This is a genomic window from Stenotrophomonas sp. PS02289, from assembly GCF_029960115.1.
Lineage (GTDB): Bacteria > Pseudomonadota > Gammaproteobacteria > Xanthomonadales > Xanthomonadaceae > Stenotrophomonas.
Window position 1 is genome coordinate 13,087 of the sequence record NZ_JASCOZ010000047.1, and the last position, 15,123, is coordinate 28,209.

Annotated in this window: 14 protein-coding genes; 2 read left to right on the forward strand and 12 right to left on the reverse strand. The window is 66.4% G+C overall.

Going from position 1 to position 15,123, the window contains the following annotated elements:
• Window positions 1–8: 8 nt before the first annotated feature.
• The 11 genes from QMX83_RS08830 to QMX83_RS08880 all read right to left on the reverse strand — a co-directional run bounded on the left by QMX83_RS08830 (window position 9) and on the right by QMX83_RS08880 (window position 10,236).
• Complete coding sequence (locus QMX83_RS08830) at window positions 9–1,028, reverse strand: glucokinase (RefSeq protein WP_282296259.1); 1,020 nt, start codon at window positions 1,026–1,028, stop codon at window positions 9–11.
• Window positions 1,029–1,140: 112 nt separating this feature from the next.
• Complete coding sequence (locus tag QMX83_RS08835; protein ID WP_282296260.1) at window positions 1,141–2,742, reverse strand: calcineurin-like phosphoesterase family protein; 1,602 nt, start codon at window positions 2,740–2,742, stop codon at window positions 1,141–1,143.
• Between the two features lie 90 nt (window positions 2,743–2,832).
• Window positions 2,833–3,456, reverse strand: a complete 624-nt coding sequence (hisIE, locus tag QMX83_RS08840) for a bifunctional phosphoribosyl-AMP cyclohydrolase/phosphoribosyl-ATP diphosphatase HisIE (protein WP_282296261.1) — start codon at window positions 3,454–3,456, stop codon at window positions 2,833–2,835.
• Complete coding sequence (hisF, locus tag QMX83_RS08845) at window positions 3,446–4,222, reverse strand: imidazole glycerol phosphate synthase subunit HisF (protein WP_282296262.1); 777 nt, start codon at window positions 4,220–4,222, stop codon at window positions 3,446–3,448. Before hisF ends, hisIE begins: the two co-directional genes overlap by 11 nt.
• Window positions 4,216–4,950: a 1-(5-phosphoribosyl)-5-[(5-phosphoribosylamino)methylideneamino]imidazole-4-carboxamide isomerase gene (gene hisA, locus QMX83_RS08850; RefSeq protein WP_282296263.1), complete on the reverse strand. Its 735-nt coding sequence runs from the start codon at window positions 4,948–4,950 to the stop codon at window positions 4,216–4,218. The genes hisF and hisA overlap by 7 nt, the downstream gene beginning before the upstream one ends.
• A complete protein-coding gene (hisH, locus tag QMX83_RS08855; protein WP_282296264.1) occupies window positions 4,947–5,549 on the reverse strand; it encodes an imidazole glycerol phosphate synthase subunit HisH in 603 nt (200 codons plus the stop codon). The genes hisA and hisH overlap by 4 nt, the downstream gene beginning before the upstream one ends.
• Window positions 5,546–6,619: a bifunctional histidinol-phosphatase/imidazoleglycerol-phosphate dehydratase HisB gene (gene hisB / locus QMX83_RS08860; protein WP_282296265.1), complete on the reverse strand. Its 1,074-nt coding sequence runs from the start codon at window positions 6,617–6,619 to the stop codon at window positions 5,546–5,548. Before hisB ends, hisH begins: the two co-directional genes overlap by 4 nt.
• Window positions 6,616–7,704: a histidinol-phosphate transaminase gene (gene hisC / locus QMX83_RS08865; protein ID WP_282296266.1), complete on the reverse strand. Its 1,089-nt coding sequence runs from the start codon at window positions 7,702–7,704 to the stop codon at window positions 6,616–6,618. Before hisC ends, hisB begins: the two co-directional genes overlap by 4 nt.
• Window positions 7,701–8,996, reverse strand: coding sequence for a histidinol dehydrogenase (gene hisD / locus QMX83_RS08870; protein WP_282296267.1), 1,296 nt, complete (start codon window positions 8,994–8,996; stop codon window positions 7,701–7,703). Before hisD ends, hisC begins: the two co-directional genes overlap by 4 nt.
• Window positions 8,993–9,904, reverse strand: coding sequence for an ATP phosphoribosyltransferase (hisG, locus tag QMX83_RS08875; protein ID WP_282296268.1), 912 nt, complete (start codon window positions 9,902–9,904; stop codon window positions 8,993–8,995). Before hisG ends, hisD begins: the two co-directional genes overlap by 4 nt.
• Before the next feature lie 11 nt (window positions 9,905–9,915).
• Window positions 9,916–10,236, reverse strand: coding sequence for a YerC/YecD family TrpR-related protein (locus QMX83_RS08880; protein WP_282296269.1), 321 nt, complete (start codon window positions 10,234–10,236; stop codon window positions 9,916–9,918).
• A 514-nt stretch (window positions 10,237–10,750) separates the two neighbouring features.
• On the opposite strand from QMX83_RS08880, the gene QMX83_RS08885 reads away from it, so the two are divergent.
• Window positions 10,751–12,274, forward strand: coding sequence for an ankyrin repeat domain-containing protein (locus QMX83_RS08885; RefSeq protein WP_282296270.1), 1,524 nt, complete (start codon window positions 10,751–10,753; stop codon window positions 12,272–12,274).
• 442 nt (window positions 12,275–12,716) lie between these two features.
• Here QMX83_RS08885 and hisS read toward each other — a convergent pair whose 3' ends face one another.
• Entirely contained in the window at window positions 12,717–14,114 is a 1,398-nt protein-coding gene (hisS, locus tag QMX83_RS08890) for a histidine--tRNA ligase (RefSeq protein ID WP_282296271.1), read from the reverse strand.
• A gap of 141 nt (window positions 14,115–14,255) precedes the next feature.
• On the opposite strand from hisS, the gene QMX83_RS08895 reads away from it, so the two are divergent.
• Window positions 14,256–15,017, forward strand: a complete 762-nt coding sequence (locus QMX83_RS08895; protein ID WP_282296272.1) for a helix-turn-helix domain-containing protein — start codon at window positions 14,256–14,258, stop codon at window positions 15,015–15,017.
• Window positions 15,018–15,123 lie beyond the last annotated feature (106 nt).

Consider the following 15,123-nt stretch of genomic DNA (forward strand, 5'->3'; position numbering starts at 1 on the left):
TATTGTTGTCAGGCCGCTGCGCGGCGATGTTCGTCATACCACACGGCCGCGCCGAGCACGCCCAACTCGCCGTGTTCCACCCGCCATACCGGCACCTGCTCCAGTACCGGACGCATCACGCCCTTGGCCAGGAAGCGGTCACGGAAACGGCCGTCATGCAGGAAGCGCGCCACATGCGCGGAAATGCCGCCGGCCAGGTACACCGAGCGTGCCCCGAAGCTGACTGCCAGGTCGCCCGCCAGGCTGCCCAACCAGCTGCAGAACACCTCGAGGGTTTCCACCGCCAGCGCATCCTCGCCGTCCAGCGCTGCACTGATCAGCGCTTCCGGCGAGGTCCACTGCACGGTGGCACCCCGCAACGCGCACAACGCGGGATAGAGGTTCATCAGCCCGGTGCCGGACAGCACGCGTTCGTTGTCCACGTGATCCCAACGTTGCAGCAACTGCTGCAGCACCTGCAGTTCCAGTGCATTGCCTGCACCGAGCGCGGCGTGTCCGGCTTCGCTGGCCAGCACCGCACGCGAACCCGCTTCAAAACGCAGCGCCGCGCCCAGGCCGGTGCCGGCACCCAGCACCAACGCTGGCCAGCCGTTCGACTGCGGCGCGTCCGGTGTGAGCGACACGCGCGCCTGCGCATCGACGAACGGAATGGCGTAGGCCACCGCTTCGAAATCGTTGATCAGTTCCAGCGTCGCCAACTGGGCATCGCGACGCGTGGACTGCACCGACACCGGCCACGGCAGGTTGGTATTGACCAGGTCGTCGCCCTTGAGCACGCCGGCAATGGCGACGACCGCCACCGCTGGAGCCTGCGGCAGGCTGGCGCGGAAGTCAGCGAGGATCGCGGCCAGGCTGGCGTGTTCGGCGCAGGCGTAACGGCGCAGCGCGCTGATGCGCGGCGCTTGGCCCGGTGCCACGTCGGCCAGCGCGACACGCGCATAAGTGCCACCGACGTCGGCGACGATCAGGGTTTCAGCAGGAACAGAGCGACGCAGCGCCGGATTGGGAAACGGGGTCGCAGCGCTCACGCACGGGCCTTGGTAAGAAAGTAATGCATTGGGAGGATTTTCGTTGATCGATCGCCGCTTGCATACCAATGCCCGCCGTACCCATGCGTATGGGATGCCGTAGCGCCGCCCGTTACGGCTTGGCGACCTGCAACCGGTAGGTGGTGCTGGCGGTCGCGGTCGAGCCATCGGCCTGCGCTGCGCGCACCTCCACCTTGTGCTCGCCGGCCGCCAGATCGGTCGGCAGCGCACCGCGCCACAGGTGCGGTGAGGCCGTGGCTTCCGGCGAGCGGTCGAAACCGCGCAGCTTTTCGGCCGTGTCGTCGGCCACGTTCTCCACCAGCAGACGCGGATCAGGTTGCGCCACCCGCTTCATCGGCTGCCATGCACCACCGTCCACGCGGTACTCCACGGCGGTGTCGTCCTGGCCCATGAACACGTTGGCGTACACGCCCCAGGCCGGGTACGCGCCCTTGCGCAGCACTTTGGGCGCATGCAGGGAGATCTGGTAATCGTCCGGCGCGCGCGCCACGTAATAGCGCAGCGCATATTCGCCAGCCGGCTTCACACTCAACACCGCATAGCCGTTCGGGGTGCCGTCGCTCATGGTGGCGTCGGGAATGCCGTTGCTGTCCTTCACACCCGACCAGAACGCGCCGCACGCTGCACCGACGTTGTACTCATGCAGCGGCTTTTCACCCTGCCAGCCCTCGGCGGCACCGTGGTAGTAGTGCTGCTGGGTGTGGCTGTGCCCGCTCAGCACCAGCACATTCGGGAAGTCCTTCAGCAGCGCGAACAGCTGGCTGCGGTCGGCGTGGCGGAAGGTTTCCCGGCCCGGCGCGGCATCGAACAGCGGAATGTGCATGCCCAGCACCAGCAGGCGATCACGCGGCAGTGCCTTCAGATAATTGGCCAGGAAGGTGAACTGATCCGGGCGCAGGCCGCCGATGTACTTCGGCTTGCCGTTCGGGTCATAGACCACGTCGTCCAGGAACACGAAGCTGGCCCCGCCCTCCTCCACCGCGTAGGTGTCAGGGCCGTACACGGCCCGCCAACTGTCCAGCGAGTGCTGGTCGGTGGCGGCGTCGAAGTCCAGGTCATGGTTGCCCGGCACGTGGAACCACGGCACCTGCAACTGCGCGGTGGCCTTGTTGAGCTCCGGGTAAAGGCTGAGGTCATCGTTGACGATGTCGCCCAGCGTGGTGCCCAGGCGCGCCTTGTGCTTGCCGATGATGGGCTCGACGATGGCGCGCTGGTAGTACCCCACTTCCTGGCGGGTGGCGGTCTGCGAATCGCTGAACACCAGCATGTCGAAGCCGTCGCGTGCGCCGTCGGCGTCCTTCTGCGGCTCCAGCGCGAAATCCCAGTTGCGGGTGTTGCTGCCGGTGGCGGCGATGCCGTCGTACTTCAGCTTCGGCGAGCCCTGCGGCACATAGTGTCGCCAGAAGCCGGGCAAGCCGTCGGCGCGGTCCGGGAAGCGGAACTCATCCGGCTTGATCACGAACACGGTCTGGCCGTCGCGCACCGGCAGGGTGTAACTGCCATCCGCCGCCGTACGCACGATCACTTCGCCGTTGGACACCTGCACGCCGGCCAGTGCCGGGTCGGTCGGCCCCCGGCCGGGCTTGCCGTCGCGTTCCTGATAGACCTTGCCGGTGATGGTGGCCTCGCTGGCGGCCCAGGCCGGTGCAGAAATCAGCAGCAAACAGGCCAGCCAGGCGGTCTTGCAGGTCATCGGAGCGGTCCGTATCGAAGGGGGCGATGGTAAAGCCCCACATCATCGCGCGGATCGCGTTGCACCAACGTTAAATTCCGCCGGTCCGACTCAACGGGCGTGACGTTCCTGCAGTACCGCCACCGCGTCGTCCAGCGAAAGGCCACGCGCACGCAGCAGCACGATCAGGTGGAACAGCAGGTCGGCCGACTCGCCCAGCAGTGCGGCGTCGTCCTGCACCACGCCGGCCAGCGCGGTCTCCACCCCTTCTTCGCCTACCTTCTGGGCGATGCGGCGAATGCCGTGATCGAACAGGGAGGTGGTGTAGCTTTTCTCCGGGCGCTGCTGCTCGCGCTGCTGGACCAGGGCGTCCAGCCGGCCCAGGAAGTTGCCCGGAGCCTTGTCGAAGCAGCTTTCAGCACCGGTGTGGCAGGTCGGGCCGGCCGGTCGTGCGGTCACCAGCAGGGTGTCGTTATCGCAGTCAACGCGCACCGCCAGCACGGTCAGCACATTCCCGGACGACTCGCCCTTGGTCCACAGGCGCTGCTTGCTGCGGCTGTAGAAGGTCATCTGGCCACTGGCCAGGGTGGCCGCCAGCGACTCGGCGTTGGCATAGCCCAACATCAGCACGGCGAGGGTGTCAGCGTCCTGCACCACCACGGGCAACAGGCCGTCGCCCTTGGACCAGTCCAGCTGCTCCAGCGACTGCCGGGACGGCAACACTTCAATAGACATCACGAACCTCGATCTGTTGCGCGCGCAGGAACTGCTTCAGCGCGGGAATGGCAATGGACCCACTGTGGAACACGCTGGCGGCCAGCGCCCCGTCCACGTCGGCCTGGTCGAACACGTCGACGAAGTGCTGCATTTCGCCGGCACCGCCGGAGGCGATCAACGGCACCTGGCAGACCGCGCGGGCCTGGGCCAGCTGCTCCACGTCGTAGCCGCGACGCACGCCGTCGCTGTCCATGCAGTTGAGCACGATCTCGCCGGCTCCCCGGCGCTGGACCTCCTGCACCCAGTCCAGGGTCCGCACGGGTACCGCCTGGGTCTTTGTCGGGTCGCCGGTGAAGCGGCGCACGCGCCACTGGCCATCCGCTTCGCGCACCGAGTCGATGCCGACCACCACGCACTGCACGCCGAACTCATCGGCAAGCTCCGTGATGAGTTCGGGACGGCCCAGTGCCGGCGAGTTGATGGAGATCTTGTCTGCACCGGCAAACAGCACCCGGCGCGCGGTGTCCACGCTGTCGATACCACCGGCGACGCAGAACGGAATGTCGATCAGGCGGGCAATGCGCTCGATCCAGGCCACGTCCACCGAACGCGCTTCCGGGCTGGCGCCGATGTCATAGAACACCAGTTCGTCCGCGCCCTGGTCGCGATAGCGCTGGGCGAGCTCGGCGATGTCGCCCATGTCGACGTGATCGCGGAAGCGCACGCCTTTGACCACGCGGCCATCGCGCACGTCCAGGCAGGGAATGATGCGTCGGCTCAACATGCCAGTGCCTCGGCCAGGTCCATGCGCTGTTCCAGCAGTGCCTTGCCCAGCACCGCGCCGGCACAGCCGGCAGCACGTGCCGCCGCCACGTCGGCGACATCACGCACGCCGCCCGATGCCTGCACGGCCACGCCGGGCAGGCGCGCGGCGAGGTGACGGTAAAGCTCGAGATTTGGTCCGGCCAGCATGCCGTCGCGGGCGATGTCGGTGCACAGCAGGTGGCGCAACCCGGCGGCGGCGTAGCGATCAGCCAGCACATCCAGGGTCACCCCGGCGTTCTCGGTCCATCCGTGCACCGGCAGCTGCCACAGCCCCTGGTCGTCCTGGCGGGCATCCAGCGCGATGGTGATCCGCTCCGGGCCGAACTCGCCCAGCCAGCCGATCACCTGTTCCGGCTCACGCACCGCCAGTGACCCGACCACCACGCGACTGGCACCCGCATCGAGAATGCGTGCGACGTCATCGCGGCCACGCACGCCGCCGCCGGTCTGCACCTGCAGGCCGGTGTTGGCGCGGATCGCAGCGAGCAGCGGGGCCAGGGTGTAGCCGCCGGCGCGGGCCGCATCCAGGTCCACCAGGTGCATCCAGGTAGCGCCCTGCGCCTCGAAGGCCTGCGCACGCGGCAGCGGATCGTCGCCGTAGTGGGTTTCCTGCGCATAGTCGCCCTGGCGCAGACGCACCACGCGGCCTTCGCGGATATCCAGTGCGGGGTAAACGGTGAAGCTCATACAGCAGTGCCCTCAAGGAAATTGCGCAGCATCAGCGAACCGGTGTCGCCGGAACGCTCGGGATGGAACTGAGCACCGAAGTGCCGGCCCTGCTCCACCATCGCGGTGAACAGGCCGCCGTGGTCGCAGGCGGCCACGGTGTGGGCGTTCAACGGTGCGGCGTAGCTGTGCACGAAGTACGCGCTGGCGCGCTCGGGAATGTCCTTCAGCAGCAGCGACGGCTTCAGCGGCAGCAGCCGGTTCCAGCCCATGTGCGGCACGCGGATGCCGGTGGCCGGCACCAGCTTGCGCACCGTCCCGGGGATCAGCGCCAGGGTTTCCACGCCGGACTCTTCCGAATGCTCGAACAACAGCTGCATGCCCAGGCAGATGCCCATCAGCGGTGCTTCCAGCCGCCGCAGCGGTTCCACCAGCCCCTGCTCGTGCAGGCGTTGCATGGCCGGCTTGGCCGCGCCCACACCGGGCAGGATCACCCGCTGCGCGCCCTCGAGCCCGGCCGCAGTACGTACCAGCTGCACGCGCGCGCCGAGACGCTCCAGTGCGTAGCGCACCGAACCCAGATTGGCCCCGCCCGCATCGATCAGCGCAACCTCGGTCACAGCGCCCCCTTGGTGCTGGGCAGTGCGGTGCCCTGGCGTGGCAGCGCCTGGCGCAGCGCACGTGCCAGCGCCTTGAAGCACGCTTCCACCTTGTGGTGGTCGTTGTCGCCGTGCACGCTCAGGTGCAGGTTCAAGCCGGACGCATCACACAGCGACCGGAAGAAGTGCGGCACCAGCTCGGTCGGCATGTCGCCCACCCGCTCGCGCTTGAACTCGCCTTCGAACACGAAGTACGGCCGGCCGCTGAAATCCAGCGCCGCGCTGGCCAGGGTTTCATCCATCGGCAGGGTGAAGCCGTAACGGCCGATGCCGCGCTTGTCGCCCAGCGCTTCACGCAGTGCCTGACCCAACGCCAGCCCGGTGTCTTCAATGGTGTGGTGTTCGTCGATGTGCAGGTCACCTTCGGCCTGCACGCTCAACGCGAAACCGCCGTGCTTGCCGATCTGCTCGAGCATGTGGTCGAAGAACGGCAGGCCGGTGTGGGTTTTCGGCTCAGCGGTGCGGTCGAGATCCACGTCGACGCGGATGCGGGTTTCCTTGGTATTGCGCTGCACGGTGGCGCGACGCGGGGCGTCGGCCAGATCATGGGCAATGCCGTTCCAGTCCCACTCGCCGCCGAATTGTTCGGTGCGCAGCTGGAAGCCGCGGATGTTCATGTTCTGCGCGAACTGGATGTCGGTCGGACGGTCGCCCACCATGGCCGAGCGCGCCCAGTCGATGTTCCGGTCCTGCAGGTACGGCAGCATCATGCCGATGCCCGGCTTGCGGGTCGGCGCGTTGTCGTGCGGCCAGGTGCCGTCGATCAGCACGTCACGGAACACGATGCCCTGGCTTTCGAAAATCTGCAGCATCAGGTTGTTGGGACCGTCGAAGCTCGCCTGCGGGTAGCCTTCGCTGCCCAGCCCGTCCTGGTTGCTGACGATCACGAACTGGTAGCCGGCGTCGCGCAGTTTGAGCATGGCCGGAATGACGTCGCGTACGAAGCGGATCTTCTCGTACGCGTCGATCTGGAAATCGGCCGGCTCTTCAATCAGGGTGCCGTCGCGGTCGACGAACAGAATGGGGGTCATGCGGCGGCCCTCGCGGCAGTCAGTACCTGCAGCACACGGTCGTTCTCGGCCGGGCTGCCCACGGTGATGCGCAGGGCGTCGCCCAGCTGCGGCGCAGCGCGCTGGTCGCGCACCACCACGCCGGCGGCGAGTAGTGCGTCAAATGCAACCTGCGCATCGTTGAAGCGAACCAGCAGGTAGTTGCCCTGCGAGGCGTACACCCGCCGCACACCGGGCGCATTCTGCAGCGCCTGCTGCAGACGTGCGCGTTCGGCCTTTACTTCGGCCACCCGTGCTGCGGTGGTGGCCAGTGATGCGGGCTCCAGCGCCGCTAGTGCCAGCGCACTGCACGGTGCAGGTACCGGATACGGGGCCTGGCAGCGACGCAGCAACTGGATCAGTTCCGGCGCGGCGATCAGCGAACCGATGCGGGCGGCCGCCAGTGCGTGCGCCTTGGACAGCGTCCGCAGCACGGCCAGGTTGTCGTAGCGGTCCAGCAGGGTGACTGCCGAGGCCTGCTCGGCGTATTCGCCGTAGGCCTCGTCGACCACCACCACTGCCCTGCCCCGCAGCGCGGTGGCCACCCGTTCGATCTCGGACAAGGCGATGCTGCTGCCGGCTGGATTCGACGGCGTGCACAGGAATACCAGCTTGGCCTTGCCCGACAGCGCGGTGGCGATGATGGCGTCGATGTCAGCATTCAGCCCACTCTCGCTGTCCAACAACGGCACTTCCAGCAGCGGCGCATTCTGCAGACGCGCGCACACCGCGTACATGCCGAACACCGGCGGCGTCACCAGTACCGCGTCGCCGCCGGGTTCGCACAGGGCGCGCACCAGCAGGTCGATGGCTTCATCGCTCCCGCGACCGATCAGCAGCTGTTCCGGCGTGCAACCGTACAGCGAAGCCAGCCGCGCACGCAGCGCCTCCGGCTGCGGTTCCGGGTAGCGGCGAGCGCTGCCCTGCGGATCGGCCGGGTTGGCCCAGGCCGACTCGTTGGCGTTGAGCCACACATCGCCCACCAGCGCGCTGCTGCGCGCCGAGGAGTAACCCGCAAAGGCGCGCAGGTCTTCGCGCACCAGCGAAAGCACGGAGGAGGCGTTCATGCCGCCGTCTCCATGCGCAGCGCCACGGCATTCTCGTGCGCGTCCAGGCCTTCAGCGCGGGCCAGCACGCGTGCACTGTCACCAATGCCGGCAATGCCCTCCACCGTGGCCTGCTGCACGCTGATCATGTTCTGGAAACTGGAGACACTGACGCCGCTATAGGCGCGCGCGGCACCGGCGGTGGGCAGCACGTGGTTGGTGCCGCTGCAGTAGTCGCCCAGCGCTTCGGGGGTGTAATCGCCCAAGAACACCGAACCCGCCGCTTCCACCTGCGGCAGCCAGTCGCGCGGTTCGCGCAGGGCCAGGATCAGGTGCTCAGGCGCGTAGCGGTTGCTGATCTGGAAGGCCTGCACCAGCGACTCAACCAGGATCAGTCGTGAACTGTCCAATGCCTGCGTGGCGATGTCCGCGCGGGAGAGCTGGGCCAGCTGTGTCTGCACCTGAGCTTCCACCCGTTCCAGCAGTGCTGCATCGTCGGTCAGCAGCAACACCTGGGAATCCGGGCCATGCTCGGCCTGCGAAAGCAGATCGGCCGCGACGAATGCGGGGTTGGCACCGGCATCGGCGATCACCAGCACTTCCGACGGGCCGGCCGGCATGTCGATGGCGGCGGCACCGTCCTGCGCGACCTGCTGCTTGGCTTCGGTCACGTAGCTGTTGCCCGGCCCGAACAACTTGTCGCAGGCTGGCACGCTGTCGGTGCCGTAGGCCATGGCGGCGATCGCCTGCGCGCCACCGAGCTTGAACACGCGGTCCACACCGGTCAGGCGGGCGGCGACCAGCACCGCCGGGTCGGCCGTGCCGTCCTTGCGCGGCGGCGTGCACAGCACGACTTCGCGGCACCCGGCCAGCTGCGCCGGCACGCCGAGCATCAGTGCAGTGGACGGCAGCGGCGCGCTGCCCGCGGGCACGTACAGGCCAACCCGGCCGATCGCACGCACCATGCGTTCGCAGCGCACACCCGGCGCGGTTTCCACGGCATAGCCCTGGCTCATGCCGGCCTTGTGGAAGACGCGGATACGTTCGGCGGCGTCGATCATCGCCTGACGCAGTTCTGCCGGCACGGCGCGCTCGGCGGCGGCGAACTCCTCGTCGCTGACCTCAAAGCTTTCCGGCGCAATGCCGTCGAAGCGCAGGCTGATTTCGCGCAGCGCCGCGTCGCCGTCTTCGCGCACGGCGGCAATCAATGCGGCGACCGATTCACGGGTGCGTGCGGCCACCGCCTGCGCGGGCCGCTGCAGCGCGTCGGCCTGGGCGTCAGTATCCAGTTGGTTCCATTGCAGAAGGTTCATGCCAGCGACCGCTCCACGCTGAGTACCTTCAGGCCCTGGGCCCCGGCACGTTCCAGTTCTTCCAGGCGCTGCCAGGTGAGTGCGCCGTGGCACATCGTCTGCAGGCGCAGGTGGCCGCCGTCGTCGGGCAGCTGTTCCAGCGGATCGGCGTCGGGCAGCAGGCGGGTGAGCTCGCTCACGCGTTCAGCAGCGGCGCGGAACATCAGCAGCTTGCTGTCCTGCTGCTTGACCACGCCATCCAGACGACGCAGCAGCATGGCCATGAGGCCAGCGCGGGCATCGTCGGGGGTATGCACCGGGCCGGCCAGCACCGCTTCGCTTTCAAGCAGGGTTTCCACCGGCTTGAGCTGGTTGGCGGCCAGGGTGGCCCCGCTGGAGACGAGGTCGCAGATCAGGTCGGCGGTGCCCAGGCGCGGGGCAATCTCCACCGAGCCGGAGAGTTCGACGACCTGGGCGTCAACGCCCTGTGCAGCGAGCCAGTCGGTGAGGATGGCGGGATAGCTGGTGGCAATGCGCTTGCCGGCCAGTTGCTGCACGCCCTGCCAGTCCCACTCTTCGGGCACGGCGAGCATCAGCCGGCACTGGCCGAAGTTGAGACCACGCAGGGCCTGGTAGGTGTCCGGCAGGCCGATCTGGCGGCGGGCGGCGGCCTGTTCGTCCAGCTCGTTGCGGCCGACGATGCCGAAGTCGCAGACGCCGTCGGCGATCAGGCCGGGAATGTCATCGTCGCGGACCAGCAGCAGGTCCACCGGCAGCGATTCGCCATAGCAGAACAGCTTGTCGCGGCTCTGCCGCCAGCTCAGGCCGCAGGCGGTGAGCAGGCTGCGGGCGGGTTCGGCCAGCCGCCCGCTCTTCTGGATGGCGATACGCAGCCGGTCGCGGGCCGGGGCGTTCTGGGTTGCACTCATGGGGGAGGTCTCTACTCGGATTCTGGGATGGCAGACGTGACGGCGATGGCGGCGGCATAGCCGCGATGCCCATGCTCGAGGGAACGGGCGACACGCCCGGTGGTGGTCACGCTGACACCGGTCAATTCATGGATTTCGCGATACGGCACGCCCTGCTGCAGCAGCGGCACGACCTTCCAGCGGTCGGCCAGGGCTTCCAGCTCGGCCGGCGTACACAGGTCGCGCAGGAAGGCAGTGACCTGTTCAGGTTCGGTCAGGCCAGCAAAGGCCCGCGCCAGGCACTCAAGATCAGCCTGGGGGTCCTTCTGGCGGGGGTCGGGGCGTGTTTTCATCGTATCAATGTAATAGCGTGCTATTACATTAGCGCAAATTGAGCCCCCTGCCAAATCTGGCTGGCTTCCGATTCATCTGGGGGTCTGGCTTTACGTAGAGCCGGGCTCTGCCCGGCTGCTGTTGGATTCGTGCGAACAGCCTTCAATTCGCGGCATCCCCGGCTTGGCGGCTCGGAATGGGCGTTCCGGGGGACGGCGTGAATCCATCCCTGGAGCCTCGATCGCCGCATCCATGCGGCTCACGCCCCCTCCAACCCACCCCGACCCGCCCAGACAGGCCGTCGGTAGCCATCGAAAACCGAAACCCCCGCACCGTTGCGGCCGGGTAGCGTCGGTCGACAGACGACGGCCGTGAACTCCCCAGCACCCGGTTACGCATGACCCCGGATCAAAACCGCCATTGCTCCGGCATGTCCCCATAGATCGAAATCGGGAAGCGTCTCCTTGCGACCCACTGGATCATTTTGCCCCCTCCCCAACGCGCCGGCTGAGAGATTCAGCCCATCACGCTGCCATGCGCATCGCACAACCCAACGCTTCCAGCCCCACCTCGCACGCAACTGCCAAAGGTCCGAATCAAATTGGTCACTCAAACTCCGCCATGACCCTGTGCAGCGTGAAGAACCAGTCTGCACAGGCACCAGCGATGGCTGCGGAGTCTCAAAAGGAACCCTCGCCCTACGGCCATCTGCTCCTCCTCCCCTGCGAAATGCGTCACGCAGTATTCGAGAAGTTGAGCATTCAAGACTTGGCTGTACTTGCACAGACGTCCACCGCCCTGCGAGCTGACTGCGTCGCCGTTGCACGCTCCAAAGACGCCTCCACACTCAAAGCGCACTGGTTCGAAGCAGCACGTCAGAACCAGACCGAGACGATTGAGCTGCTTGTGGCGGCTGGATTCGATCAAAACGTCATCGACGGCGACAAACGAAATGCACTCTATTACGCAGCCCTGAAGGGAAATCTGGAGGCAACAAAACTCCTTCGAGACCCCGCACAAGACGCTGAAGGCATGACCACGCTCGATGGAAAGCCTGGCGCTTCGCGCATGCTTTACCGCTTTGCAGATTGGGGAGAATCCACCGCGGTCAAGACGTTGATCGCAGCAGGCTGCCATCCAGACTCCATGCGATCCGGCAAGACCGCGCTGATGGCAGCTATTGAGAACAAGAGCCCTGACTGCGTACGGGTGTTGTTGGATGCGGGTGCCAACGTGAATGGAACCAACGAGCGCAGGGCCGAAAGCCCGCTTTCTTCCGCAATTCAGCGCGGATGCAACAACATTGTTGAGATGTTGCTTGCACAACCCGGCATCTACTTGAGCAACCCCGACAGCGAGTGGCTGAATCCCGAAGCCAGGGCACTCCGATTCGGAATGTACGACAAACGGCAACCCAATATTCTCGCGCAGATCAAACAGTTCGATGCCCGCCGGAAGCACCCTGAAGCCGACGAGTGGATCGAAGCCGCTGTAGCGGGCGATACAGCAACGCTTTTCGAATTGCATTCACGCCACGGTGCAAGCGTCATTGACGCGTTCTCCACCAGATCGTCCACCGCCCTCCGTTACGCGGCGTGGCATGGCCACTTGGATGCGGTCAAGGCACTCATTTCGTGGGGTGCCAACCCTGCATTTCACGACGGAGATGGTGAAACAGCCCTCTCGGCAGCGGCAAGAGGAGGTTTCACCGGCGTGGTCGATTACCTTTTGACATTCCCGCAGAGCCTTGACGTTCTCGGCGCTGCAGGCAGTAGCGTCCTCCACGACGCTTCACGGAAGGGCAAGCCGGAGCTCGTCGAGATGCTGATTCGCGCCGGCGCGAATCCAAACGTTCAGAACGTAAAGGAACTCGATACCCCCCTGCACCATGTCGCGTGGCATGGACATACCGACATGGTAGAGCTACTGCTGCGCCTGGGTGCCGGCCCTCACGTAAAAAACGCAGATGGTAAGACGCCGCTGGATCGCGCTCACCAGTCGCGTTCACGCGAAACGGTTGCCGCGTTTGAAGCGCATCTGAAGGCTGCGGGTTTGTAGCAGCACACGGGTATCACAATCCCTCTGGGCCATCCGGTGCCCGGTCCGGCGGTTTTGATGGATTGAATGCGTTACCGTGCGTTGGGCGTTTCACGGCCGTCGTCTGTCGACCGACGCTACCGGCCCAACACCGTGAACGGGTTTTGATTGTCGATGGCCACCGACGCACTGTCGATGGCGGGTCGGGATGGGCTGGAGGGGGCGTGAGCCGCATGGATGCGGCGATCGAGGCTCCATGGACGGATTCACGCCGTCCCCCGGAACGCCCATTCCGAGCCGCCAAACCAGAGATTCCGTGAGCGCGGGCTGTTCGCCTGAATCCAACAACAGCCGGGCAAGCCCGGCTCTACGGATCACGTGCAATCAAGCCATGCCATCAAGCCCGGAAACAACAACGGCACCGTGAGGTGCCGTTGTTGTTTCAAGCGTTAAACACAGACCATCACGCCATCGCGCGGGTCTGCTCCAGCTCTACCTGCAGGGCGCTGGCGAGCTCTTCGCGGGCGACTTCGAACTGTTGTTCGCGCAGCAGGTCCTTCACCGCGACCACGCCGCGTGCCAGTTCGTCTTCACCGGCCAGTACCACGAAACGGATGCCGGCCTTCGATGCGTACTGGAACTGCTTGCCGATCTTCTTCGGCTCCATCTGCACTTCGGTGTTGATGCCACCGGCGCGCAGACGGCGGGCCAGATCCAGCGAATCCGGCAGGCCGTTGTCGTCCATCAAGGCCACCAGCGCGTGCACGCTGCTGTCTTCGATGCCGGCAATCAGACCCGCTTCCTGCAGCTGCCAGAACAGGCGGCTCAGGCCGATGGAAATGCCCACGCCCGGCAGCTTGGACTTGGTGTAGTGGCTGGCCAGGTCTTCGTAACGACCGCCCGAGCAGATCGAGCCGATCTGCGTGTGGTCGGTCAGCGTGGTTTCGTACACCGTGCCGGTGTAGTAATCCAGGCCGCGCGCAATCGAGAAGTTCAGGCAGTACGCCGTTTCCGGCACGCCCAGCGCCTTCACCAGCTCCAGTACTTCGCGCAGTTCCGCCACGCCCACCTTCAGGGTTTCGCTCGCGGCCGCGTCTGCCACCAGCGCATCCAGCTGCGCCAGCGCATCGGCGTGGCCGTTCGAGCGCACCGCGACGAAGGCCAGAATGCGTTCCACCTGCTCGGCCGGCACGTCGAAGCCCTCGCCGGTCAGCGTCTCGCGCACGTAGTCCGCGCCACGCTTGTCCAGCTTGTCCACTTCGCGCAGCACCGCCAGCTGACGCTCGCCATCGGCCACGCCCAGGCTTTCGAAGAAGCCGCGCATCAGCTTGCGGTTGTTCAGCTGCACCGAGAAATCACCGATGCGCAGCTCCGAGAACACCGCATGGATCACCGCCAGCACTTCCGCATCGTAGCGGGTGCTCAGCGTATCCTTGCCGATCACGTCGATGTCGCACTGGTAGAACTCGCGGAAACGACCGCGCTGAGCGCGCTCGCCGCGGTACACGCGCTGCATCTGGTAACGGCGGAACGGGAAAGTCAGGTCGTGCTCGTGCTCAGCCACGTAACGGGCCAGCGGCACGGTCAGGTCGAATCGCAGCGCCAGCTCCGGCAGTTTCTTCTCGTCGGATTCGGCCGCATTCGCCAGCGCACCGGTGGACTGTGCGAAATACACCTGGCGCTCGGTTTCACCACCGGACTTGGTCAGCAGCACGTCCGACAGCTCGAACACCGGGGTTTCCACCGGCAGGAACCCGAACCGCTCGTAGTTGCGGCGGATGACGTCCAGCATGCGCTGGAACGCGATCTGCTGGCGCGGCAGCAGTTCCAGGGTGCCGGGCGGCGTACGGGGCTTGATCACTTGCGGGGCTCCTGCTCGAAACGTGGGGTGTGCGGACCGTCTATTCTAGCCGCAGCCGGCCTTCCGGCCCCAGCCATGGGCTGTAATCCGGCTGAACCGCCGCATGAAGTATCATGAGGGGGTCCCGTTCACTGGCTCGACATGACCCGGCCCCACTCCGGCACCGCACTTTCCGCTGTAGACGACCCCGCACCGGGGTGCTCGACACTGAAGGACTGCCTGCACTGCTCGGTCCGCCACCTGGCGGTCTGCTCGGCGTTGTCGCCGGATGAAGTGCAGGCGCTGGAACGGGTTACGGTCTCGCAACCGCTGCCGTTGGGGGCCACCCTGGCCCGTGCCGGCGAGCCGCGCCAACATGTCTATACCTTGACCAGCGGTGCACTGCGGCTGGTGCGCACCCTCGCAGACGGCCGTCGCCAGATCAGCGCCTTCGTGCTGCCCGGCGACTACCTGGGCCTGACCGGCAGCGACCACCACCGTTACGACATCGAGGCCATCGCCGACAGCCGGGTGTGCCGCGTGGCGCTGGGCCAGATGAAGGACCTGCGTGCCCGCTTCCCGCACCTGGAGCGCAAGCTGCTGCAGCGCGCCTGCCAGGAGCTGGACGCCGCCGCCGATGCCGCCCTGGCTCTGGGACGCCTACAGCCGGCGGAAAAGCTGGCTGATTTCCTGCTGCGTCTGGCGGCGCGTGAAGCCCCGTTGGGCGGGAATGCGCTGAGGGTGACCCTGCCGATGGGGCGTGGTGATATTGCCGACCATCTGGGGCTGACGATGGAAACGGTGAGCCGTACGTTTACCAAGCTGCGGCAGCAGGGGCTGATCGCCCTGCCCCATCTGAATACTGTTGAGATTCTGGATCAGGACGGGCTACGGGAGCTTTCGGCGGACGAAGGCTGGGCGTAAAGGCATTGAACCGCGCGTGATCCCGTAGAGCCCGGGGGGGGGGGGGGGGGGGGGGGGGGGGGCCGGGCCGCCCCGCCCCGCCCCCGCCCGCGGCGGGGGTGGAGGA